At 58.6% G+C, this 21,171-nt stretch carries 19 protein-coding genes and 1 pseudogene; 4 read left to right on the top strand and 16 right to left on the bottom strand.

Translation table 11 applies throughout. The features are described 5' to 3' along the window. Positions 1-131: 131 nt before the first annotated feature. From HBN79_RS12575 to HBN79_RS12535, 9 genes are all read right to left on the bottom strand, one after another. On the bottom strand, positions 132-638 hold the full coding sequence (locus tag HBN79_RS12575) for a DUF2878 domain-containing protein (protein ID WP_095018254.1): 507 nt from the start codon (positions 636-638) through the stop codon (positions 132-134). Then, positions 631-1,902 (bottom strand): cyclopropane-fatty-acyl-phospholipid synthase family protein, encoded by a 1,272-nt coding sequence (locus HBN79_RS12570; RefSeq protein ID WP_095020518.1) that lies wholly within the window; start codon positions 1,900-1,902, stop codon positions 631-633. The genes HBN79_RS12575 and HBN79_RS12570 overlap by 8 nt, the downstream gene beginning before the upstream one ends. Then, positions 1,889-2,689, bottom strand: a complete 801-nt coding sequence (locus tag HBN79_RS12565; protein ID WP_095020519.1) for a DUF1365 domain-containing protein — start codon at positions 2,687-2,689, stop codon at positions 1,889-1,891. The genes HBN79_RS12570 and HBN79_RS12565 overlap by 14 nt, the downstream gene beginning before the upstream one ends. Beyond that, a complete protein-coding gene (locus HBN79_RS12560; RefSeq protein WP_169916759.1) occupies positions 2,686-3,933 on the bottom strand; it encodes an FAD-dependent oxidoreductase in 1,248 nt (415 codons plus the stop codon). Before HBN79_RS12560 ends, HBN79_RS12565 begins: the two co-directional genes overlap by 4 nt. Continuing rightward, a complete protein-coding gene (locus HBN79_RS12555) occupies positions 3,930-4,700 on the bottom strand; it encodes an SDR family NAD(P)-dependent oxidoreductase (RefSeq protein WP_095018251.1) in 771 nt (256 codons plus the stop codon). Before HBN79_RS12555 ends, HBN79_RS12560 begins: the two co-directional genes overlap by 4 nt. Then, positions 4,693-6,138 (bottom strand): deoxyribodipyrimidine photo-lyase, encoded by a 1,446-nt coding sequence (gene phrB, locus HBN79_RS12550; protein WP_095018250.1) that lies wholly within the window; start codon positions 6,136-6,138, stop codon positions 4,693-4,695. Before phrB ends, HBN79_RS12555 begins: the two co-directional genes overlap by 8 nt. Before the next feature lie 8 nt (positions 6,139-6,146). Then, positions 6,147-7,085: a MerR family transcriptional regulator gene (locus HBN79_RS12545; RefSeq protein WP_095001111.1), complete on the bottom strand. Its 939-nt coding sequence runs from the start codon at positions 7,083-7,085 to the stop codon at positions 6,147-6,149. 2 nt (positions 7,086-7,087) lie between these two features. Continuing rightward, positions 7,088-8,056 (bottom strand): DUF523 and DUF1722 domain-containing protein, encoded by a 969-nt coding sequence (locus tag HBN79_RS12540; RefSeq protein ID WP_095001112.1) that lies wholly within the window; start codon positions 8,054-8,056, stop codon positions 7,088-7,090. Between the two features lie 172 nt (positions 8,057-8,228). Further along, the gene (locus HBN79_RS12535) at positions 8,229-9,215 is read right to left on the bottom strand and encodes an FAD-dependent oxidoreductase (protein ID WP_095001113.1); all 987 of its coding nucleotides are present in this window, start codon (positions 9,213-9,215) and stop codon (positions 8,229-8,231) included. Between the two features lie 192 nt (positions 9,216-9,407). Here HBN79_RS12535 and HBN79_RS12530 point away from each other — a divergent pair, with 192 nt between their 5' ends. Continuing rightward, positions 9,408-10,310, top strand: a complete 903-nt coding sequence (locus HBN79_RS12530) for a TIGR01777 family oxidoreductase (RefSeq protein WP_169916758.1) — start codon at positions 9,408-9,410, stop codon at positions 10,308-10,310. A 13-nt stretch (positions 10,311-10,323) separates the two neighbouring features. Then, complete coding sequence (hemH, locus tag HBN79_RS12525) at positions 10,324-11,349, top strand: ferrochelatase (RefSeq protein WP_095001115.1); 1,026 nt, start codon at positions 10,324-10,326, stop codon at positions 11,347-11,349. Between the two features lie 106 nt (positions 11,350-11,455). On the opposite strand, the gene HBN79_RS12520 is transcribed toward hemH, so the two are convergent. After that, positions 11,456-12,733, bottom strand: coding sequence for a uracil-xanthine permease family protein (locus HBN79_RS12520; RefSeq protein ID WP_095001116.1), 1,278 nt, complete (start codon positions 12,731-12,733; stop codon positions 11,456-11,458). A 1-nt stretch (position 12,734) separates the two neighbouring features. Next, positions 12,735-13,373, bottom strand: a complete 639-nt coding sequence (upp, locus tag HBN79_RS12515; protein ID WP_095001117.1) for a uracil phosphoribosyltransferase — start codon at positions 13,371-13,373, stop codon at positions 12,735-12,737. Positions 13,374-13,537: 164 nt separating this feature from the next. Here upp and HBN79_RS12510 point away from each other — a divergent pair, with 164 nt between their 5' ends. Both HBN79_RS12510 and HBN79_RS12505 read left to right on the top strand, forming a co-directional pair. Continuing rightward, positions 13,538-14,095, top strand: a complete 558-nt coding sequence (locus HBN79_RS12510; protein ID WP_095018249.1) for a hypoxanthine-guanine phosphoribosyltransferase — start codon at positions 13,538-13,540, stop codon at positions 14,093-14,095. A 64-nt stretch (positions 14,096-14,159) separates the two neighbouring features. Further along, the gene (locus HBN79_RS12505; protein WP_095001119.1) at positions 14,160-15,101 is read left to right on the top strand and encodes an AEC family transporter; all 942 of its coding nucleotides are present in this window, start codon (positions 14,160-14,162) and stop codon (positions 15,099-15,101) included. 2 nt (positions 15,102-15,103) lie between these two features. On the opposite strand, the pseudogene HBN79_RS12500 reads toward HBN79_RS12505, so the two are convergent. The 5 genes and pseudogenes from HBN79_RS12500 to gatA form a co-directional block, all read right to left on the bottom strand. Then, positions 15,104-16,497, bottom strand: a pseudogene (locus HBN79_RS12500) (PhoPQ-activated protein PqaA family protein). 215 nt (positions 16,498-16,712) lie between these two features. Then, entirely contained in the window at positions 16,713-17,753 is a 1,041-nt protein-coding gene (locus HBN79_RS12495; RefSeq protein ID WP_169916777.1) for a calcium/sodium antiporter, read from the bottom strand. A gap of 47 nt (positions 17,754-17,800) precedes the next feature. Further along, positions 17,801-18,172, bottom strand: a complete 372-nt coding sequence (locus HBN79_RS12490; RefSeq protein WP_095001121.1) for a septal ring lytic transglycosylase RlpA family protein — start codon at positions 18,170-18,172, stop codon at positions 17,801-17,803. A 77-nt stretch (positions 18,173-18,249) separates the two neighbouring features. Further along, a complete protein-coding gene (gene gatB / locus HBN79_RS12485; protein WP_095018246.1) occupies positions 18,250-19,695 on the bottom strand; it encodes an Asp-tRNA(Asn)/Glu-tRNA(Gln) amidotransferase subunit GatB in 1,446 nt (481 codons plus the stop codon). 10 nt (positions 19,696-19,705) lie between these two features. Continuing rightward, on the bottom strand, positions 19,706-21,157 hold the full coding sequence (gene gatA / locus HBN79_RS12480) for an Asp-tRNA(Asn)/Glu-tRNA(Gln) amidotransferase subunit GatA (protein WP_095018245.1): 1,452 nt from the start codon (positions 21,155-21,157) through the stop codon (positions 19,706-19,708). Positions 21,158-21,171: the final 14 nt, after the last annotated feature.

The following is a 21,171-nucleotide window of genomic DNA, read 5'->3' as shown; positions in this document are numbered from 1 at the left end:
GAGCCTGCTCGCGAACGACTTTCGCGAGCAGGCTCGCTCCCACAGTTAAAATTTCCTTCAGACCTTGCAGCTGCCGCAGCCGTCGTAAAGTCAGCCATTGCGGTTTGCCAGATGAAACTCGCTCTCAGGATTTACGCTTGCTGCGCAACCGGACGTAGCCTGTCGGCAATCGCTACAAGGACCGCAAACAACCCAGCCCACAACAGGCTCAACCCGGCCAGCGTCGGCCACAGGCCCAGCGGGAATTGCACCGCGCCCAGACGTTGCCCGGCGTAATACGACAGCGGTCCACCGATGGCTCCCAGCAAAACAGCACGCCACCAGGGCTTGGCAGTCCACGCCAGGCAGTGGTTCAAGGTGATGGCCAGCAGGGCCCAAAGCAACATCAGCCAGAACGGAATCACTATGCCGGGCTGCTTGAAGGCGAAAACATCGGCATTGAGCAACAGGCTGTCCACCGTACTGCCGAGCACGCACACGACCACTACCAGGCGCACTTCTGCCAATGAGCGGCTGATAAACAGCAGATGCACCAGCAGGGCGCCCGCGGCCAGCAGCAACCACAGGCTGTTGCCTCCCAGTACACAGGCAAACCAGCCGAGCTGGAACAGCCCGGCATTTACCAGGTTTTTAAGCATTGAACCGGCCAAGCAATGGTTCGGGCATGGCCGCCGGCTTGGCCAGCAACAATTGTGCGGTGCCGATGCTGCGCTCGAGAAAGCCGCCCTCGCAGTAGCACAGGTAAAACTCCCACAGGCGCAGAAAGTATTCGTCGTAGCCCAATTCCGTTAAACGGCCGTGTGCGCGGCGAAAGTTCTCATGCCACAAGCGCAGGGTTTTGGCGTAGTGCAGGCCAAAATCCTCCATATGCATCAGATTCATATCGGTGTCCTTGCCGACAATTTCGAGCATTTTTTGCACGCTAGGCAGTGCACCACCGGGAAAGATGTAGCGCTGGATAAAGTCCACGCTACTTTTTGCCTGCTCGTAACGCTGCTCGCGAATGGTGATGGCTTGCAGCAGCATCAGGCCGTGGGGCTTGAGCAAGCGGGCGCATTGCTTGAAGTAACTGGGCAAGAAGTGATGGCCGACTGCTTCGATCATCTCGATCGACACCAGCTTGTCGTATTGCCCGGTCAGGTCGCGGTAATCCTCCAGCAGTAACGTTACTTGCTCTTGTAAGCCCAGCGCCTCGATGCGGGTTTGGGTGTAGTCGAATTGCTCTTTGGACAATGTAGTCGTCGTCACCTTGCAGCCGTAATGTTGCGCTGCATACAGCGCCATGCTGCCCCAGCCGGTACCGATTTCCAGCAAATGGTCTGCGGGCTTGAGGTCGAGCTTCTGGCAGATGCGCTGCAGCTTGTTAAGCTGGGCTTGCTCCAGGGTGTCGTCAGCCGTTAAGAACTGCGCGGCGGAATACATCATGGTCGGGTCGAGGAATTGCTCGAACATGTCATTACCCAGGTCGTAATGCGCAGCAATGTTTTTTTGCGAGCCCTTGCGGGTGTTGCGATTGATCCAGTGCAAGCCGCGTATCAGCGGGCGACCCAGGCGGGCCAGGCCACCTTCCATGGCATCAAGCACGTCCATGTTGCTGACCAGTACGCGGATCACTTTGGTCAGGTCAGGTGAACTCCAGTAGCCATGAATAAAGGCTTCGCCGGCGCCAATCGAGCCGTTGCTGGCGATCATGCCCCAGACACTTGTATCGTGAATCTGCACCTCGCCGACCAGGCCCGCGCCGCTGTCACCGAAGATCAGGCGTTCACCGTTTTCGGTGACCACCAGATGCCCGCTTTTCAATTGACTGAGCTGGCGCAGCACCCCGCGACGCAGTAGTGCGCTGGTCAGGTTATGGGTAGTCGACAGTGAGGTTTTGCTCACCAGGCTAGGGCTCTTCATGGCGTTGATCCTTGGGTTGCAGGGCGGCAATGCGAAAGGCGCCGTCGGCGGCCTGGTGGGAAAAAATCGGTGTGCGTTTAAGAAACAGGCGCAACGCTTGCCAGTAAATGGCCAGGCAGGTTTTGGCGGTCATCCACGGGAACTGCCGCAGATAGCGGTGCAGGCCCGGGCGGTCCAGGGGAGTGCGTTGCAGGTTGAGGGTGGCATCAAACAGTTTCAGATCACCTTGCCAGTCGGCCATATGCACCCCGAGCCGGGCCTGGGGCGGGCTGAAGCTCATGTGGTATTCCAGATCCCGTGGCAGAAAAGGTGATACGTGGAAGGCTTTGGCCACGGCAACGTGGGAAAAACCGTCTCCATTGGCGGGAAGCACATAGTGATAACGTTCGCGCCAAGGCGTATTGGTGACTTCACACAGGAGGGCGGCCAGTTTTCCGTCAGCTTCGTAACAATAGAAGAAGCTCACCGGGTTGAAGGACAGCCCCCAACTGCGGGCTTGTGTGAGCACGCATATCGGGCCTTGCGGCGTATAACCCAAAGCGCTGGAAACTTGCTGGCGTACCGCATCAATCAGGCGCATGCCGGTTGCGGTGAAGGTTTTCAGGTAATCGGTTTCACGAAACGAGAAGGGCGCAAAGCGACTTTTGCCTGCCAGTGGTGAAAGCCCCAGTACAGCGTCTTGCTCATCCAGATCCAGATACAACAGGCCGATCTGATAGCGAAAGGCATGGGGCTTTGGAGCAAAGCGCCGATGGCCGATCCAGCCGCTGTACAGGGCGCTGTTCATAATTGCTGACCAAAGGCCTGGGCCACGCGCAAGGCGCTGACCACGCCGTCTTCATGGAAGCCGTTGGCCCAATAAGCGCCACAAAAGTAGCTGTGCTGTGCGCCCAGCAGTTCTTGCCAGCGCGCTTGCGCGGCGACGGCGTCCAGGCTGTATTGCGGGTGGGCATAGGTGTAGCTGGCCAGCACTTTGAGCGGGTCAATTGCTGCGGTTTGGTTGAGACTGACGCAAAAAGTGGTCTCGCTCTGAATCCCTTGCAGGATGTTCATATCGTAGGTTACGGCTGCACGTTTTTGCCCTGCACCGCCCAGGCGATAATTCCAGCTAGCCCAAGCCAGCTTTCGGTCGGGTAGTAATCGGGTATCGGTGTGCAGCACGACCTCGTTGTCGGCGTATGGCATGGCTCCCAGAATCTGTTGTTCGGCAACCGAGGGCTTGGACAGCAGCTTCAGGGCCTGGTCGCTGTGACAGGCAAAGATCACCTTGTCGAAAGATTCAGTACCGCCAACGCTGTGCACCAGAACGCTTTCGGCATTGCGTTCAACCTGGAGAACCGTGCAGTTGCGGCGAATCCTGTCGGCAAATCCTGCGCTCAAGGGTTTTAGGTAGCTACTGGAACCGCCTTCAATCACACGCCATTGCGGGCGATTGCTGACGCTGAGCAGGCCGTGATTCTTGAAAAAGCGCACAAAGAACTGCAATGGAAAGGCCTGCATCTCGACCAGGGACATCGACCAGATCGCAGCCCCCATCGGCACGATATAGTGTTCGATAAAGCGCGAGCCATAACCCCGCAGTCGCAAGTAGTCGCCCAACCGGGTGTTGCTGGCAATACGTTGTTCGTCCAGGTCGCGAATGGCCTCGCGATTGAAACGCAAAATATCGCGCAACATGCCCCAGAACCTGGGCGACAACAGGTTGCTGCGCTGGGCGAACAGGCTGTTGAGGGTATTGCCGTTGTATTCGAGGTTGCTGTCGGTGTCGTGGACTGAAAAACTCATTTCAGTGGCTTTGGAGCCAACACCCAATTGCTCCATCAATTTGATGAAATTAGGGTAAGTCCAATCGTTGAACACAATAAAGCCGGTGTCCACGGCATAGGTTTGGCCTTTGACGCTCACATTGACGGTATGGGTGTGCCCGCCGATCCAGTCGCTGGCCTCGAACACGCTGACATCATGTTCTTTATGCAGCAGGTAGCCGCAGGTCAGCCCTGAAATCCCGCTGCCAATGATCGCTATTTTCATGATGGCTTACCGTCGGATGTACGTGCCAGACGCTTGCCTAACGCCACTTGCAGGCGCTTTGGCAGGTTTGCCAGCAGCCGCAAGGAGGCAATGAACAGCGTCGGGAAGGCGATCTCCAGCGGGCGTTTTTCCAGGCGCTGGCAAATATGCCGTGCCGCCTTGTGTGCAGGCCAGCGCATGGGCATCGGGAAGTCATTGTGTTCAGTGAGCGGGGTATCGACAAAGCCGGGGCTGACCAGGGTGACATCGATCTGTTCCTGGGCCAGATCGATGCGCAACGATTCGAGCAAGTAGCGCAGGCCGGCTTTTGACGCACCGTAGGCCCCGGCCCGTGGCAATGGCCATAAGGTGACCGAGCTGACCACTCCCACCAGATGCGGGCGCGAGCCTGCGCGCAGCAGTGGCAGTGCGCTTTCCAGGCAATAGCTGTTGGCCAGCAGGTTGGTGCGCACCACGCGCTCGACCAGTGCGGCGTCGAAGTGGCGGGCATCAACATACTCACAGGTGCCTGCATTGAGGATTACGGTGTCCAGCGCGCCCCAGGCCTGGATGATGCGCTTGCCAATTTCGCGTACCTGCAGGCTGTCGGTCAGGTCGCCGGGCACCAGCAAGACCTGTCCGGGGTAACGGTCGGACAAGGCTTTCAAAGGCGCCAGCGTGCGGGCTGTCAATGCCAGCCGGGCGCCACTACTGAGCAACTCTTCGGCCATTTGCGCACCAATGCCGCTGCTCGCGCCCGTGAGCCAGATCCGCCGCCGATCAGCCATGGCTGGCCTCCAGCATTTGCCGGGAGGGCAGATTTTTGAACGCGCTCAAGGCGCGGTCGCGGCTTTGGCTCAAGTTGACGATGGGCGCCGGGTAATTCGCCACGCCAAACAGCCCGCCCACCGACGCGGGGTTGTGCACCTGTTTTTTGTTCAGCTCGGCCAGTTCGGGCAGCCAGTGCTTGATAAATTTACCCTCGGGGTCGAAGCGTTCGGACTGGGTGATCGGGTTGAAAATACGGAAATACGGCACCGAGTCGGTTCCCGTGGATGAACTCCACTGCCAGCCGCCATTGTTGGCGGCCAGATCACCGTCGATCAGATGCTGCATAAAAAAGCGCTCGCCCTCGCGCCAGTCGATCAGCAGATTTTTGGTCAGGAACATAGCCACTACCATGCGCAGGCGGTTGTGCATCCAACCGGTTTCCAGCAGTTGCCTGATGGCCGCGTCGATAATCGGGAAGCCAGTGCGGCCCTGTTTCCAGGCGGCCAGTTCATCCGGCGCGTGGCGCCAGGGCAGGTATTCGGTTTCCGGACGAAAGGCGCGGTGACGTGAGACCCGTGGGTAGCCCACCAGGATATGTTTGTAGAACTCGCGCCACAGCAGCTCGGTGATCCAGGTAAATACCCCCGGGCTGCCGCTTTCAAACTCGCCGTTGTTGCTTTGCAATGCGGCGTGCAGGCATTGGCGGGGTGAGATCACGCCTGCCGCGAGGTAGGCCGACAGCTGGCTGGTACCGGGTTTGGCGGGCAGGTCGCGTTCGTCCTGATAGTAGTGGATCTGCTCATCGGCAAACTGTGCCAGGCGTTGGCGAGCCTGATCCTCGCCTGCTGGCCACAATGCGCGCAGCGAATCGCTGGGTACGGCGAAACCGCTGACAGACTTGGGTATGACGTCGCTCTGGATATTCAGCGGTGATTGTTTTTCAGGCCTGGCAACCAGCTTGGGCAAGGCCATGTGCAGGCGGTTGTAGCAGATGCGGCGAAACTGGCTGAAGACCTGAAAGTACGAGCCCGACTGCGTGAGGATGCTGCCCGGCTGGAACAACAGTTGGTCGAGGTAACCGTGAAACTCGATGCCCTGGGCTTCAAGGGCCCGGGCAACTGCCTGGTCGCGGCGGGTTTCATGGATGCCATATTCCTGGTTGGTGTGTACCGCCTCAACTCCGTGCTGCTGGCACAGCTCAAGGAGCACCGCAGGCGCCTGGTCCCAGCTGGGCGCAGTACGAATAAGCAAAGGAATATTGAGCTGTTGCAGGCTGTTGCTCAGCGTGCGCAGATTGCGCAGCCAGAAGTCTACCTTGCTTGGCGCATCGTCATGGGCCAGCCATTGCTCGGGGCTGATCAGGTATACGGCCAGGGTGGGGCCGCGTTTGGCAGCGGCGCTCAGGGCGGTGTTGTCGTCGTGGCGCAAGTCGGTGCGCAGCCAGATCAGTTGCATATCATTTCCTAGCGATAAAGGCCGAGTTGGCTGAGGCGTTGATGGGCCTCTACCGGGTTGTGGGCCAGATACAATCCTGCGATCTCGGTTGTACTTACGGACAACTGGTCGAAGTGGATGCATACCGTCGGTCCGGCGATCAGGATCGGGCAGTCGATACCCTGCAGCAGTCGGGGCAGTTGATGGGTATTGAGGGTTTTGCTGGAATACAGCACCACGGCGCGGGGCTTCAAATGCTCGACAGCCAGGCCCAGTTCGCCGCCGGGCACAGGTGCGTCGAAGACTTCGACCGGGCAGTGGCTGCTGCTGACCAGCAAGGCGGTCAGCCACAGTTGCGGCTCGAAGGGCAGGTCGGAATGATTGATCAGCAGTACCGGCGCGCCCTTGAGCGAACGGTTGTTGTGATAAATCCGTGCCCCCAGCTTGCTGCGCAGCCAGGAGTGGAAAAACACCCGCTCCAATTGCGCACCGAACTGCCCTTGCCAGCGTTGTTCCAGCTCGCTCAAAAGAGGCAGCAGCAGTTGTTCGCAGAGCGGGCGGGCAGGGTAGAGCGACATTGCCTGGTTAAAGCAGTCGTCGAGGCGGCGTTCGGCCAGCTCACTGATGGCTTCAATCATGGTTTGCCGCCACGCCTGCCAGTCGCTGTCAGGTGCCGGGGCGAGAGTAGGCGGCGCGTTGAGTAGCGGCTTGATCTGGCTGACCGACACGCCACGGTTGAGCCACAACAAAATCTGCTGGATGCGCTGGATATGCTCGGTCGAGAACAGGCGATGGCCCTTGGCCGTGCGGTGCGGCACGATCAAGCCGTAGCGGCGTTCCCAGGCACGCAGGGTCACGGCATTCACTCCGGTGATGCGCGATACTTCGCGGATGGGCAACCAGCCTTCGGCCAGTGCCTGGCTGTAGTCCGTACCAGGGGTGTTGGACATGATCAGGTCATCATTCATGGTCAGATGGCATTACGCAGGCTGAGGTCTTCCGGGTGCGGCTGCAGGTAAACCTGGCGCGAGATGTACGGGTGGGGGTGCAGGCGAAAGTGATGCTTGAGCAGGGTCAACGGGACCACCAGTGGCACGATGCCGTGCAGGTACTGGCCAATCAGTTGCTGGACTTCCTGCTTGTCTTCGGCGCTGATGGCTTGCTTGAGGTAGCCGCTGATATGTTGCAGCACATTGGTGTGGGTGCGGCGGGTGGCGCATTTTTTCAGGGCTTTCATCAGTTCGCTGAAGTACTGCGGTGCGATGCCCATAGGGTCTTGCTTGCCAAGGCTGCCGAGCAGGTTGCCGAGGGTTTTGTACTGCACCGGATGATGGGCCATCAGCAGATATTTGTAGCGGGCATGAAACTCGGTCAGTGAGCGGCGGGTAACGCCCTGTTTGAGTAGTGCCTGCCAGGCGCTGTAGGCGTACACCCGGGTCATGAAGTTTTCCCGCAGCACCGGGTCGTTCAAACGGCCGTCTTCTTCCACGGGTAAATCGGGTTGAGCGTCACAGAATGCCCGGGCGTAGATGCCGCGCCCGCTCAGTTCGGCAGGGCGTCCGCCGTCCTGATACACCTTGACCCGCTCCAGGCCACAGGAAGGTGACTTCTGCATGAAGATGTAGCCGCAGATATCGGTGTGCGCCGCGGCCATTTCCACGCCGTAGTCGTGCAGGGGCCGGGTCACGTCCAGCGTGCTGTCGACCGTGCCGACAGCCTGGGGTTGTAAGGGGTTGCCCACCAATCGCACCGGCTGGCGCGGAATGCCCAGACCGATGGCGACCTCGGGGCAAAGCGGGACAAATTCGAAGTGTTGGGTCAGGGCCTGGCTGCACAGGCGTGACTCTTTATGCCCGCCGTTGAACCGCACTTCAGCCCCCAACAAGCAGGCGCTGATGGCTATTTTGGGTTTGTGCCGGGCAGATGCGGGGCTGGGCATGTGACGAACCTCCAAGAATTACTTGTACATCTTTTTGGTGATGTACAACTTGAGTTCATCATATGCCAGATGTTGTACAAGTCAAATTTCTTGTACAGGTATTTGGAGGGTTGTTAACCCCGCGTAGCAGCTGCTCGTTCCTGCGGCAGCTGCTGCGGCGCGTGTTGTGGCTTCAATCCAGATGCTCGATCAGCCGTCGCGCTGCTTCCTGGCCGCTGAGCCAGGCGCCTTCCACGCGACCTGACAAGCACCAGTCCCCACAGGCATACAGGCCCAGATCGGAGTCGGCCAGCGCGCCCCATTCATGCGCCGCAGCAGGGCGGGCGTAGAGCCAGCGGTGGGCCAGGCTGAAAATCGGTGCGGGAGTAGGGAAGTGCATCAACTCGGCAAATGCGCCGTGCAGATGTTCGATCACTGACTCTTTGGGCAGGTCGAGGTTCTGTTTGCTCCAGGCACTGGTGGCGTGCAGGACCCAGGTGTCAGGCTGGCTGTCGCGCCCGGGTTTGCTGCGGTTACGGGCCAGCCAGTCCAGCGGGCTGCCTTGCACGAAGCAGCCTTCCATGGGCGTGTCGAGGGGGGATTCGAACGCCAGTGCCACGGCCCAGGCCGGTTCCATTTTCACACCGGCAGCAGCGCTTGCGAGCTTGGGTGCGCTGGCCAGCAGGGACGTGGCTTGTGGTGCCGGAGTGGCGATGATGACGTGGCTGAACGGGCCGTGTTCCTCACCTTCGGCATCCAGCAAGTGCCAGCGTTTTTCGCCGCGTATAAGGTCGGTGATCTGGCAGGAGAAACTCACGGGCAAATGGCCCAGCAGGCCTCGGGTAATGGCGCTCATGCGCGGCGTGCCCACCCAGCGGGTTTGCTCGTCGGGTGAGGGGCTTAACAGGCCATTTTTATAGTGGTACAGGTGCGGTTCCCACTCGGCGGCCCAGCCTTCGGCTTGCCATTGCTGGACTTCATCGACAAAACGGCGGTCGCGTGCGGTGAAATACTGAGCCCCCAGGTCCAGTACCCCGACATCACTGCGCTTGCTCGACATGCGTCCACCGCTGCCCCGGCTTTTATCGAACAATTGAATTGCATGCCCCGCCTTGTGCAGGGCATTTGCGGCTGACAGCCCGGCTATGCCGGCACCGATAATTGCGATGGGTACAGTCATTGTGGCCCCCGATCTCTGTTTGCACAGACTACGCCGTCGGCAATACCTGTACAATTATGTTTTTTAGTATAGGTTTTAGTGTTTGCTTCAGATCCATGTGGCCTATTCTTAAATCAGCTCAACGACCGATAAAAGGTCTTTATATAAAAATAGACCAGTGCTCCCGATAAAACTCCTTGTGAGGATCAACTCATGCACATTTTGCTGACCGGCGGTACAGGCTTGATAGGGCGTCAGCTCTGTCGTCACTGGCTGGCGCAAGGCCATCGCCTCAGTGTGTGGAGCCGGCGCCCCGAACAGGTGGCTCAATTATGCGGTGCCCAGGTCAAAGGGATTGCCCTGCTTGAAGAGCTTGGTGAGGAGCCGATTGATGCGGTGATCAACCTGGCCGGCGCGCCGATTGCCGATCGGCCCTGGACCCGCAAGCGCAAGGCTTTGTTGTGGAGCAGCCGCATCACCTTGACCGAGACCCTTGTGGGTTGGTTGCAAAGTCGTGCGCAAAAGCCTTCAGTGCTGGTATCGGGTTCGGCGGTGGGCTGGTATGGCGACGGTGGTGAGCGCGAGCTGACAGAAGAGTCGCCGACGGTGAGTGAGGATTTCGCCAGCCACTTGTGTATCGCCTGGGAAGAGACCGCTCAGCGGGCACAGGTTTTGGGGGGGCGCGTGGTCCTGGTGCGCACGGGGCTGGTGCTGGCGGCCGAAGGCGGCTTTTTGTCGCGCCTGTTGTTGCCGTTCAAGCTGGCGCTGGGCGGGCCGATAGGCAATGGTCGGCAATGGATGCCGTGGATTCATATCAATGACCAAATCGCCCTGATTGATTTTCTTGTGCATGAGAATGCCGCAAGCGGTCCTTATAATGCCTGCGCGCCGCATCCGGTACGCAATGGCGAATTTGCTCAGGTGCTGGGTCGCGTGTTGCACCGCCCGGCCTTTATGCCCATGCCTGCCTTTGTGTTACGTGTGCTGCTCGGCGAGATGGCCGGTTTGTTGCTGGGTGGCCAGCGGGCTCAACCGGCAAAACTGCTGGCAGCGGGTTTTACTTTTCAGTTCACCGATTTGCGTGCGGCGCTCGAAGATGTCGCCGCCCGCCCCTGAAATAGGAAGTTGCATGACCGATCACGCGCTGTTGCTGGTTAACCTGGGTTCGCCGGCGTCTACTTCGGTAGCGGATGTACGCAGCTACTTGAATCAGTTTTTAATGGACCCGTACGTCATCGATCTGCCGTGGCCGGTGCGACGCTTGCTGGTGTCGCTGATTCTGATCAAGCGGCCCGAGCAATCGGCCCATGCCTATGCCTCGATCTGGTGGAAGGAAGGTTCGCCGCTGGTGGAACTGAGCCGCCGTTTGCAACAGGCCATGACCAAAGAGTGGAGCCAGGGCCCGGTCGAGCTGGCAATGCGTTACGGCGAGCCATCGATTGAAACCGTGTTGACCCGTATTGCTGCGCAGGGCATCAAAAAGGTCACTCTGGCGCCGCTTTACCCGCAGTTCGCCGACAGCACCGTGACCACGGTGATTGAAGAGGCCAAGCGGGTGGTAAAGGCCAAAAAGCTGCCTGTCCAGTTCTCCATCCTGCAACCGTTCTATGATCAGCCCGAATACCTCGATGCTCTCGTGGCAAGTGCCCAACCGCATCTGGAGCAGGATTACGATCACTTGCTGCTGAGCTTTCACGGCTTGCCCGAGCGGCATTTACACAAGCTGGATCCGACCGGCAACCACTGCTTCAAAAATGATGACTGCTGCAAGAATGCATCGCCTGCGGTACTTGCCACCTGTTATCGGGCGCAGTGTCTGCGCACCGCACAGGCCTTTGCCGAGCGCATGGGCTTGCCTGAAGGGAAGTGGTCGGTGGCGTTCCAGTCCCGTCTGGGCCGGGCCAAGTGGATTGAACCCTACACTGAGGCGCGTCTGGATGCGTTGGCCAAGCAAGGGGTAAAGAAGATTCTGGTGATGTGCCCGGCGTTTGTGGCCGATTGCATTGAAACCCTGGAAGAGATTGGCGATCGCGGACGCGAGCAGTTTATCGAGGCGGGGGGCGAGGAGTTGGTGCTGGTGCCGTGTCTCAATGACCACCCGCAGTGGGCGCAGGCGTTGAACACGTTGTGTGAGAGGGCGCCGCTGGCCCTGTAGAAAACCCCTGTGGGAGCGGGCTTGCTCGCGATGCAGTCAACGCGGTCTATCTGTTGGATAGAGGTGATGCCATCGCGAGCAAGCCCGCTCCCACAAGGATTACAGGTCAGATGACGGGGCCGTCACCTTTTTTCTTGTGCTTCCAGCTGTCATTGCCCGGCAGGATCAGGTTCAGCGCAATCGCCACAATGGCGCACAGCGCGATGCCTTTGAGACCGAAGTCCTCAGGCCCCATCCCCGTACCGATCAGTACGCCGCCAATCCCGAATACCAGGGTCACCGAGACGATTACCAGGTTGCGTGCTTCGCTCAGGTCGACTTGATGGCGGATCAGGGTGTTCATGCCCACCGCCGCAATCGAACCGAACAGCAGGCACAGAATCCCGCCCATCACCGGCACTGGAATGCTTTGCAGCAGTGCGCCGAACTTGCCGATAAATGCCAGGCTGATGGCGAAGATCGCCGCCCAGGTCATGATTTTCGGGTTGTAGTTCTTGGTCAGCATCACCGCGCCTGTCACTTCGGCGTACGTGGTGTTGGGTGGGCCACCCAGCAAGCCGGCTGCAGTGGTGGCAATGCCGTCACCGAACAGTGTGCGGTGCAGGCCCGGTTTTTTCAGGTAGTCGCGACCGGTTACGCTGCCTACGGCAATGACACCGCCGATATGTTCAATGGCCGGGGCAAGTGCCACGGGGACGATAAACAGAATCGCCTGCCAGTTGAATTCGGGCGCGGTGAAGTGCGGTAGCGCAAACCAGGGGGCGGCAGCGATCTTGGCGGTGTCGACAACACCGAAGTAGAACGCCATGCCAAAACCTACCAGCACGCCGGCAATGATCGGCACCAGACGGAAAATCCCTTTGCCGAATACGGCCACGATCAAGGTGGTCAGCAGTGCTGGCATCGAGATCAGCATGGCCGTCTGATAGTGAATCAGCTCGGTGCCATCTTCAGCGCGACCCATGGCCATGTGTGCAGCAATGGGTGCCATCGCGAGGCCGATCGAGATAATCACCGGGCCAATCACCACGGGTGGCAGCAGGCGGTCAATAAAACCGGTGCCCTTGAGCTTTACCGCGAAACCGAGAAAGGTGTACACGAAACCGGCTGCCATCACGCCGCCCATGGTCGCGGCCAGGCCGAACTGACCCTTGGCGAGAATGATCGGAGTAATGAAAGCGAAACTCGAAGCCAGAAAGACCGGCACCTGGCGCCGGGTCACGATCTGGAACAGCAGAGTCCCGAGACCCGCCGTGAACAGCGCAACGTTAGGGTCCAGGCCTGTAATCAAAGGCATCAACACCAACGCGCCAAAGGCCACGAAGAGCATCTGCGCGCCAGATATGATCTGGCGCCAGAGCGGGTCGTTGAACTCGTCCTGCATGTTAAATGTCCTTTTGCTTGGTGCCGAAGATCTTGTCGCCGGCATCACCCAAGCCCGGAATGATGTAGCCGTGCTCGTTCAAACGCTCATCAATGGAGGCGGTGTAGATGGTTACGTCCGGGTGAGCGGCTTCAACAGCTGCAATCCCTTCAGGCGCAGCAACCAGCACCATGGCGCGGATTTCCTTGCAGCCTGCTTTTTTCAGCAGATCAATGGTGGCAACCATCGAGGAACCGGTGGCCAGCATCGGGTCGATAATCATCGCCAGACGCTCGTTGATTTCCGGTACCAGTTTTTCCAGGTAAGTGTGGGCCTGGAGGGTTTCTTCATTGCGGGCAATGCCGACAGCACTGACCTTGGCGCCCGGGATCAGGCTAAGGACGCCTTCAAGCATGCCGATACCTGCACGCAGGATCGGGACGACGGTAATTTTCTTACCGGCGATTTTTTCAACTTGAACAGTGCCACACCAGCCGTCGATATCGTAGGTTTCGAGGGTCAGGTCACTTGTGGCTTCATAGGTCAGCAACGCGCCGACTTCCTGAGCGAGCTCGCGGAAATTCTTCGTGCTAATGTCAGCACGACGCATCAGGCCGAGTTTGTGACGGATTAGCGGATGGCGTATCTCACGGATAGGCATAGGGAAAAACTCCGGGGGCAGGCAAAAAAACCGGCCTAGATTAATCTAATCCGGGGTGATGTCCTACAGACATTACTGCACGTTAGTCCATAAATGCTTGATCTGAGCCAAGCGGATGCGTACCTTTGCCCGCTTTTCTTGCACAACACCCCCTGGAGAGCGTCATGTCTGCTGATCTCGAGCATATCCGTCAAATCATGCGAGAGGCTGACTGCCTGTACACCGAAGCTGAAGTCGAGGCAGCCATTGCCCGCGTTGGCGCGCAAATCACGGCTGAAATGGCCGAGACCAATCCAGTGGTATTTTGTGTGATGAACGGCGGCCTGATTTTTTCCGGCAAGCTGCTTACCCATCTGCAATTTCCGCTTGAAGCGTCGTATTTGCATGCGACACGCTATCGCAATGAAACCACGGGTGGTGACCTGTTCTGGAAAGCCAAGCCTGAAGTCTCGTTTATAGACCGTCATGTACTGATCATCGATGACATCCTCGATGAAGGTCACACCCTGAGCGCGATCGTTGATTTCTGCAAACACGCCGGTGCCCGTCAGGTGCATACCGCGGTATTGATCGACAAGGAACATGACCGCAAGGCGCGTCCTGACCTGAAGGCCGACTACACGGGCTTGCCTTGCATTGACCGTTACGTGTTTGGCTATGGTATGGACTACAAAGGCTACTGGCGTAATGCTGCCGGCATTTATGCCGTCAAAGGTATGTAATAAAGGTCGTTGAAGCTGACCCCTGGAAGGCTTCAACCTGTCCTGTCTTCACGAGAGCGCCGACATGCTGGCTATATTCCTTCAGACGCTCTCCATTACGGCTCCCGTGTTTGCCATGCTGTTTTTAGGCGTGGTGCTCAAGCGCGTGGGCTGGATCAATGACAACTTTATCCATACGGCGTCGGCATTGGTGTTTAACGTCACCATGCCGGCGTTGTTGTTTTTGGGTATTTTGCACGCCGACCTCAGGGCTGCCTTGCAGCCCAAGGTGCTGGCGTATTTTGTCGCGGCGACCCTGTTCAGCTTTGCCCTGGCGTGGGGCTGGTCAATCTGGCGCTGCCCGCGGGAAGATCGCGGCATCTACACCCAGGGCGCTTTTCGCGGTAATAACGGGGTTATCGGCCTGGCTCTGGCGGCCAGCATGTACGGCGACTACGGGATTTCACTGGGGGCAGTGCTCGCCGGCCTGGTGATCCTGCTCTACAACACCCTGTCGACCATCGTATTGGCGGTTTACAGCCCGGTCATCAAGTCCGATCCGTGGAGTATCTGCAAAAGTGTGGTCAAGAACCCGCTGATCATCAGTGTTCTGGCTGCAGTGCCCTTTGCGCTGTTCAAGATCAGCTTGCCTGGCTGGTTGCAGGCATCGGGTGAGTATCTGGCGGCGATGACCTTGCCGCTGGCGCTGATTTGCATCGGTGGCACGCTGTCATTGGCGAGCCTGCGCAAAAGTGGCGACATGGCGCTGAGCGCCAGCCTGGTGAAAATGGTCAGCATGCCGCTGCTGGCAACCCTCGGCGCCTGGATCTGCGGTTTTCGCGGGCCGGAACTGGGGATTTTGTTCCTGTACTTCGCCAGCCCTACGGCGGCTGCCAGTTATGTCATGGCGCGGGCAGCCAATGGTAATCACGAGCTGGCAGCAGCGATTATCGTGATCACCACCTTGATGGCGGCTATCACCACCAATATCGGGATTTTTGTGTTGCAGTGGGGCGGCTGGATTTAATCTCAGGCTGGATCGTTCAGGTTTCTGCATGCAGGCCCGATTTGTTTGGGTGTCCAGGTCGGATAGGTGTGCGGCAAAACCAGTACAGGCGTACTGATGACCAGGCCGTCGGCCATCGTGGCCTCTATGTAGTTGGCGCTCCAGCCCTCTTCGGGTGAGTTCAACTCAACGGTAAGCGTGTTGTTTTCGGTCATGACAATCGAGGTGGCTTCGTACCTGATACCGCAGGCCAGTCGGAAATCACGATCATTGAGATTGAACGCGCGCCATTGAACCAGTTTGGTGGGGCGTTCAGAAAACCCAAGTTGCATTTTTGAACTTGCCGATTCGGTTTTTTCGATGGTTGTTAGGGTCGGTAATGGACGTTTCTGTTGCAGTCGGTTGGTAAAGCAATCAACGAACTCTCGATAAATGCCTTGATCCCGTAATGGCTTGCGTTGGGTGCGACACGGAGCATTTTTGTTCCAGGCAACGCGTCAAAATAAAACCGTGCGTTGTCCGGGAGAAAAAAGTCATCGCTGCTGGCATTCACGATGTACTTGGGGATTGTCATCCTGTCGGTTGATGATTTGACATAGAGCAGAGGGTCTTCTATCTGCATCAGTTTGTCGAAATCAGCCGTTTCTAACTGTTGCGTAATGCCTTCGTGGTGATAGGCATTGAAAGCAATCGGCCAGCTTTTACCATAAGCACCATAGGTGTGTTTCAGAACCGCTTTGGTGTTGAGAATATCGATAACAAAGGGGGCTATTGCGCTCACCCGCGAGTCTGTCAGCGCCGTCATCCATACCGCCCACCCCCGTTTGGACGCGCCGCTAGCAATAAAACGATCTATTTGCCATGGCTTGAGCTCCTGCTGGGCAAGGTCCATGGCTTTGACCAGTGTGAGCATCATGGGAATGTGCAGCGAAAGAAATGGCCGGGTCTCAGGGTTTTTTAGAAACAGAGACCAGCTATGGGCCACGCTGTCATCTTCGCGACGCGCCAGGTCATCATCGGTATAGGTCAGGTACTGATTCGGGATATTGCTGACAGAGACCACAATGGTTTGCGTTTGCCGGGCAATGCCGAGTGCCATTTCTTCGGTAAAGTCTGTTGAAGGTTGCAGGGGTTTGTCGGTTGCAGGGATATTGATCCCGTTATTGGCGATCAATAGTGCCTGGCTATTCAATGCAGCTTGCGGAATATAGATATCGACAGTGTGAACCCAGTCGGTCGGGCGAGCGAAGTCATGCCCTGTCCAGCGCTGGGACTGAAGCTCGAAGCGACGTCTTTCCACCCCGGGAAACAATGTTGAGCCGATGAACTTATGCGTCAGCGCCTGATCAGCTTGAGCCTGTTTGTAGCAGCCCAATACTTTACTGAAATCTTGACCGTTGTTGATGAAGCAGGCCATCGCGGCATCCGATGCGTAACTGCAACCGCTTGTCAGCAGGGTGAGGGCGAGTAAAACGAGGGAGCGAAGTGAGTTCATGGCAGGCCCGTAAATACCAGAGGCGCATGTATCGCGCGGCATCCTCCATGTTTACGGGAGTTATCTAAATACTTCAGCAGGATGTAACTGTCTTTGTTGTAGGTTTTGTTCCTGCATTAAGTGGTAGTCACCACGCCTCAATGTTGTCGGCGCCATGCACGCAAAGTGCTGAACAGCAGAAACAGCAACAAAGCCGGCAGAATGTAAAACAGCATCAGATGCTCGAGCTTGCCTGCCAGCGGCATGCCGGTGGTGAATGACACTACGTGCAGGCCATACGCCAGATACAAGCCGAGAAACAGCAAGCCTTCCGCCCGTGTCACCCGATAGCCGCTATAGAACACCGGCAGGCACAGTGCTGCGACGCCCAGCATTACCGGCAGGTCGAAGGCCAGTGCATTGGGCGACACCGACAGTGGCGCGGGCGCCAGCAGGGCGGTGAGCCCCAATACGCCCAGCAGGTTAAACACGTTGCTGCCAATGACGTTGCCCACCGCAATTTCACGCTGGCCGCGAAATGCAGCAATCAGGGAAGTGGCCAGCTCGGGCAGTGAGGTACTCACGGCGATGATGGTCAGGCCGATGATGCGTTCGGACAGGCCCAGCTCTGACGCCACCTCGACGGCAGCGCCCAGCAGCAGGTGGCCGGCAAAGCCGAGGAGGAGCAAGGCGCAGCCCATCTGCGTGAGTGTGCGTAGCCATGAAGCGTGAGGGGTGTCGCGGCCGGGGTGGTGGTGACCGCTGTGGCGGGATTGGTGCAGCAGCAAGAACAGGTACACCAGCAAGCCGACCAGCAACAGTGCGCCGTCCAGGCGGTCGAGTTGATGGTTCAGGGCCAGTGCAAACACCATGATGCTGGCGAGAATCATCAACGGAATGTCCAGGCGCACCAGCTGTCGCGACACCCGCAGTGGAATAATCAGCGCCGAAAGCCCGAGGGTGACGAGGATGTTAAAAATATTGCTGCCAATGACACTGCCCACGGCAATGTCCGCGGTGTCATTGAGCGCGGCCTGCAGGCTGACCGTCATCTGGGGGGCGCTGCTGCCCATTGCTACCACGGTCAAGCCGACCAGAAGTGGCCGTACCTTCAATTTGCTCGCAATGTGCTCTGCGCAGCGCACCAACAGCTGCGCACCTGCAATCAACAGCACCAGGCCGCCGAACAGTTGCAGCACGCTCCACGCAGATAATGCGTTCAAGCCGAAAATAGTGACCCCCTCGCTTAGTTGCTCAAGCCCTGGACCCGGACTTTAGCCGTGCCACTGCGCAGCATATCCAACTGCCTGGCGGCCTGGCGTGAAAGATCGATCAAGCGGCTGCGCGTATGCGGGCCGCGGTCATTGATGCGTACCACGACGGATTTGTCGTTGCTCAAGTTGGTGACCAGTACCCGCGTCCCGAAAGGCAGGGCGGGATGGGCAGCGGTAAGGGCATTTTGGTCGAAAGGTTCACCGCTGGCGGTTCGCTTGCCGTGGTGGCGAGCGCCGTAATAGGAGGCAATGCCGGTTTTGTCATAGCCGCGGGGGTCTATGTCATGGCTGGCACAGCCGGCGAGCAAGCTGAGCAGGGCGCAGGCGCCGAGTAGCTGCTTCATGGGGGAATCCTTCTGTTGCGGGAAATAACCACAAAAATCTGTGGGAGCGGGCAAGCCCGCTCCCACAGTTGAGTGGCTTAGCCTTCGAGTTTGCTTTTCAGCAGCTCGTTGACCTGTTGCGGGTTTGCTTTGCCTTTGGACGCTTTCATCGCCTGGCCGACAAAGAAACCGAACATCTTGCCGCGCTTGGCTTCGTCTGCCGCACGGTATTGCTCGACCTGCTCTGCGTTGGCCGCCAGCATTTCGTCCAGCACCTTTTCAATGGCGCCGCTGTCGGTGACTTGCTTGAGACCGCGCTTTTCGATGACCTCGTCAGCGCTGCCCTCGCCATTGGCCATTGCTTCAAGCACCACTTTGGCAATCTTGCCGGAGATGGTGTTGTCCTTGATGCGCTGCAGCATGCCGCCCAGCTGTTCGGCGCTTACCGGTGACTGGTCGATGTCCAGGCCTTGCTTGTTAAGCAGGCTGCCCAGCTCAACCATGACCCAGTTGGCCGCCAGCTTGGCGTCGCCGCTGATGCTCACGACTTTTTCGAAGTAGTCCGCCTGTTCGCGGCTGGAGGCCAAAACGCTGGCGTCGTAGGCCGACAGGCCGAACTGCGACTGGAAGCGCTCGCGCTTTTGCGGTGGCAGTTCTGGCAGGGTGGCGCGAACCTGTTCGATAAACGCATCTTCGATCACCACCGGCAGCAGGTCGGGATCGGGGAAGTAACGGTAGTCGTTGGCTTCCTCCTTGCTGCGCATGGCGCGGGTTTCGTCCTTGTTCGGGTCATACAGGCGGGTTTGCTGGATAACCTTGCCGCCGTCTTCGATCAGCTCGATCTGGCGCTGGATTTCGCTGTTGATCGCCTTCTCGATAAAACGGAACGAGTTGACGTTCTTGATCTCGCAGCGGGTGCCGAACTCGGCCTGACCCACCGGGCGCACCGATACGTTGCAGTCGCAACGCAGCGAGCCTTCGGCCATGTTGCCGTCGCAGATACCCAGGTAACGTACCAGGGCGTGCATGGCTTTGACGTAGGCCACGGCCTCTTTGGCGCTGCGCATGTCCGGTTCGGAAACGATTTCCAGCAGCGGTGTGCCCGCGCGGTTCAGGTCGATGCCGGTGGAGCCGCTGAAGTCTTCGTGCAGGCTTTTGCCGGCGTCTTCTTCAAGGTGCGCGCGGGTAATACCGACCCGCTTGACGGTGCCGTCTTCCAGAGTGATGTCCAGGTGACCCTTGCCGACGATCGGCAACTCCATCTGGCTGATCTGGTAGCCCTTGGGCAGGTCGGGGTAGAAATAGTTCTTGCGGGCAAACACGTTGTGCTGACCGATCTCGGCATCTACTGCCACGCCGAACATGACGGCCATGCGCACGGCCTCCTGGTTCAGTACCGGCAATACGCCGGGCATGCCCAGGTCTACCAGGCTGGCCTGGGTGTTCGGTTCTGCACCAAAGGTGGTGGCACTACCGGAGAAAATCTTCGATTGGGTGGCGAGCTGGGAGTGAATTTCCAGCCCGATCACAACTTCCCATTGCATATGTTTCTCCTCAGAAGCCGGCAGGTGAGCGCGTGTGCCAGTCAGTGTTCAACTGATACTGGTGGGCGACGTTGAGCAGGCGACCTTCCTGGAAATAAGGTGCAAGCAACTGCACGCCCACTGGCAAGCCATCGACAAAACCGGCTGGCATCGACAGGCCCGGCAGGCCCGCGAGGTTGGCGGTGATGGTGTAGACGTCTTCCAGGTAGGCGGAAACCGGGTCGCTGTTTTTAGCGCCGATTTTCCAGGCCGGGTTAGGCGTGGTCGGGCCGAGGATGATGTCGACTTCGTTGAATGCCGCCATGAAGTCGTTTTTGATCAGGCGACGGATTTTTTGCGCCTGCAGGTAGTAAGCGTCGTAGTAGCCCGCCGACAGGGCGTAGGCCCCCACCAGGATCCGGCGCTGTACTTCCGGGCCAAAGCCCTCGGCGCGCGAGCGCTTGTACAGGTCAGTGAGGTCCTTGGGGTTTTCGCAGCGATGACCGAAGCGCACACCGTCAAAACGCGACAGGTTGGACGAGGCCTCGGCAGGTGCGATGACGTAGTACGCAGGAATCGCGTGCTGCATGTTCGGCAGGCTGATCGGCTTGATCACGGCGCCGAGTTTTTCCAGTTCCTTGATGCTGTTGTGGATCAGCTCGGCGATACGCGTGTCGAGGCCTTCGCTGAAGAACTCTTTAGGCACGCCGATACGCAGGCCATTCAGCGAGCCATTGAGGTTGGCGCTGAAGTCCGGTACGGGTTCGTCAATGCTGGTGGAGTCTTGCGGGTCGAAACCGGCCATGCCTTGCAGCAGGATGGCGCAGTCTTCGGCCGTGCGAGCCAGCGGGCCGGCCTGGTCGAGGCTGGAGGCGTAGGCGATCATGCCCCAGCGCGAAACGCGACCGTACGTCGGTTTCAGGCCTGTGAGGTTGGTCAGGGCTGCCGGCTGTCGGATTGATCCGCCAGTGTCGGTCCCCGTCGCGGCAGGCAACAGGCGGGCGGCAACGGCGGCGGCCGAACCACCCGACGAACCGCCGGGTACGTGGTCAAGGTTCCACGGGTTTTTGACCGCGCCGTAGTAGCTCGATTCGTTGGCCGAACCCATGGCGAACTCGTCCATGTTGGTCTTGCCCAGGCTTACGGCGCCGGCAGCGGCCAGCTTGGCTACCACTGTGGCGTCGTACGGTGCCTTGAAGTTGTCGAGCATCTTCGAGGCGCAGCTGGTGCGTACGCCCAGGGTGCAGAACAGGTCCTTGTGAGCGATCGGGGCGCCCAGCAGGGCACCGCTTTCACCGTTGGCGCGACGTGCGTCAGCGGCCTTGGCCTGCTCCAGGGCAAGGTCTTCGGTGAGGGTGATAAAACTGTTGAGCTGAGGATCGAGCTGGGCGATACGCGCCAGCAGGGTCTTGGTCAGCTCTTCGGAAGAAAACTTTTTATCGGCGAGTCCGCGGGCGATCTCGGCCAGAGTCAATTGATGCATGCAGGCGCTTTCCC

The organism is Pseudomonas sp. WS 5051, assembly GCF_012985715.1.
Lineage (GTDB): Bacteria > Pseudomonadota > Gammaproteobacteria > Pseudomonadales > Pseudomonadaceae > Aquipseudomonas > Aquipseudomonas bubulae.
Note: the sequence above shows the minus strand (reverse complement) of the source record. Positions and strands in the feature narration are given on the sequence as shown.

What these genes read in the sequence shown, in the direction of transcription:
- HBN79_RS12575 (WP_095018254.1), bottom strand. Translation starts at nt 638, where the DNA reads ATGCTTAAAAACCTGGTAAATGCCGGGCTGTTCCAGCTCGGCTGGTTT.
- HBN79_RS12570 (WP_095020518.1), bottom strand. Translation starts at nt 1,902, where the DNA reads ATGAAGAGCCCTAGCCTGGTGAGCAAAACCTCACTGTCGACTACCCAT.
- HBN79_RS12565 (WP_095020519.1), bottom strand. Translation starts at nt 2,689, where the DNA reads ATGAACAGCGCCCTGTACAGCGGCTGGATCGGCCATCGGCGCTTTGCT.
- HBN79_RS12560 (WP_169916759.1), bottom strand. Translation starts at nt 3,933, where the DNA reads ATGAAAATAGCGATCATTGGCAGCGGGATTTCAGGGCTGACCTGCGGC.
- HBN79_RS12555 (WP_095018251.1), bottom strand. Translation starts at nt 4,700, where the DNA reads ATGGCTGATCGGCGGCGGATCTGGCTCACGGGCGCGAGCAGCGGCATT.
- phrB (WP_095018250.1), bottom strand. Translation starts at nt 6,138, where the DNA reads ATGCAACTGATCTGGCTGCGCACCGACTTGCGCCACGACGACAACACC.
- HBN79_RS12545 (WP_095001111.1), bottom strand. Translation starts at nt 7,085, where the DNA reads ATGAATGATGACCTGATCATGTCCAACACCCCTGGTACGGACTACAGC.
- HBN79_RS12540 (WP_095001112.1), bottom strand. Translation starts at nt 8,056, where the DNA reads ATGCCCAGCCCCGCATCTGCCCGGCACAAACCCAAAATAGCCATCAGC.
- HBN79_RS12535 (WP_095001113.1), bottom strand. Translation starts at nt 9,215, where the DNA reads ATGACTGTACCCATCGCAATTATCGGTGCCGGCATAGCCGGGCTGTCA.
- HBN79_RS12530 (WP_169916758.1), top strand. Translation starts at nt 9,408, where the DNA reads ATGCACATTTTGCTGACCGGCGGTACAGGCTTGATAGGGCGTCAGCTC.
- hemH (WP_095001115.1), top strand. Translation starts at nt 10,324, where the DNA reads ATGACCGATCACGCGCTGTTGCTGGTTAACCTGGGTTCGCCGGCGTCT.
- HBN79_RS12520 (WP_095001116.1), bottom strand. Translation starts at nt 12,733, where the DNA reads ATGCAGGACGAGTTCAACGACCCGCTCTGGCGCCAGATCATATCTGGC.
- upp (WP_095001117.1), bottom strand. Translation starts at nt 13,373, where the DNA reads ATGCCTATCCGTGAGATACGCCATCCGCTAATCCGTCACAAACTCGGC.
- HBN79_RS12510 (WP_095018249.1), top strand. Translation starts at nt 13,538, where the DNA reads ATGTCTGCTGATCTCGAGCATATCCGTCAAATCATGCGAGAGGCTGAC.
- HBN79_RS12505 (WP_095001119.1), top strand. Translation starts at nt 14,160, where the DNA reads ATGCTGGCTATATTCCTTCAGACGCTCTCCATTACGGCTCCCGTGTTT.
- HBN79_RS12490 (WP_095001121.1), bottom strand. Translation starts at nt 18,172, where the DNA reads ATGAAGCAGCTACTCGGCGCCTGCGCCCTGCTCAGCTTGCTCGCCGGC.
- gatB (WP_095018246.1), bottom strand. Translation starts at nt 19,695, where the DNA reads ATGCAATGGGAAGTTGTGATCGGGCTGGAAATTCACTCCCAGCTCGCC.
- gatA (WP_095018245.1), bottom strand. Translation starts at nt 21,157, where the DNA reads ATGCATCAATTGACTCTGGCCGAGATCGCCCGCGGACTCGCCGATAAA.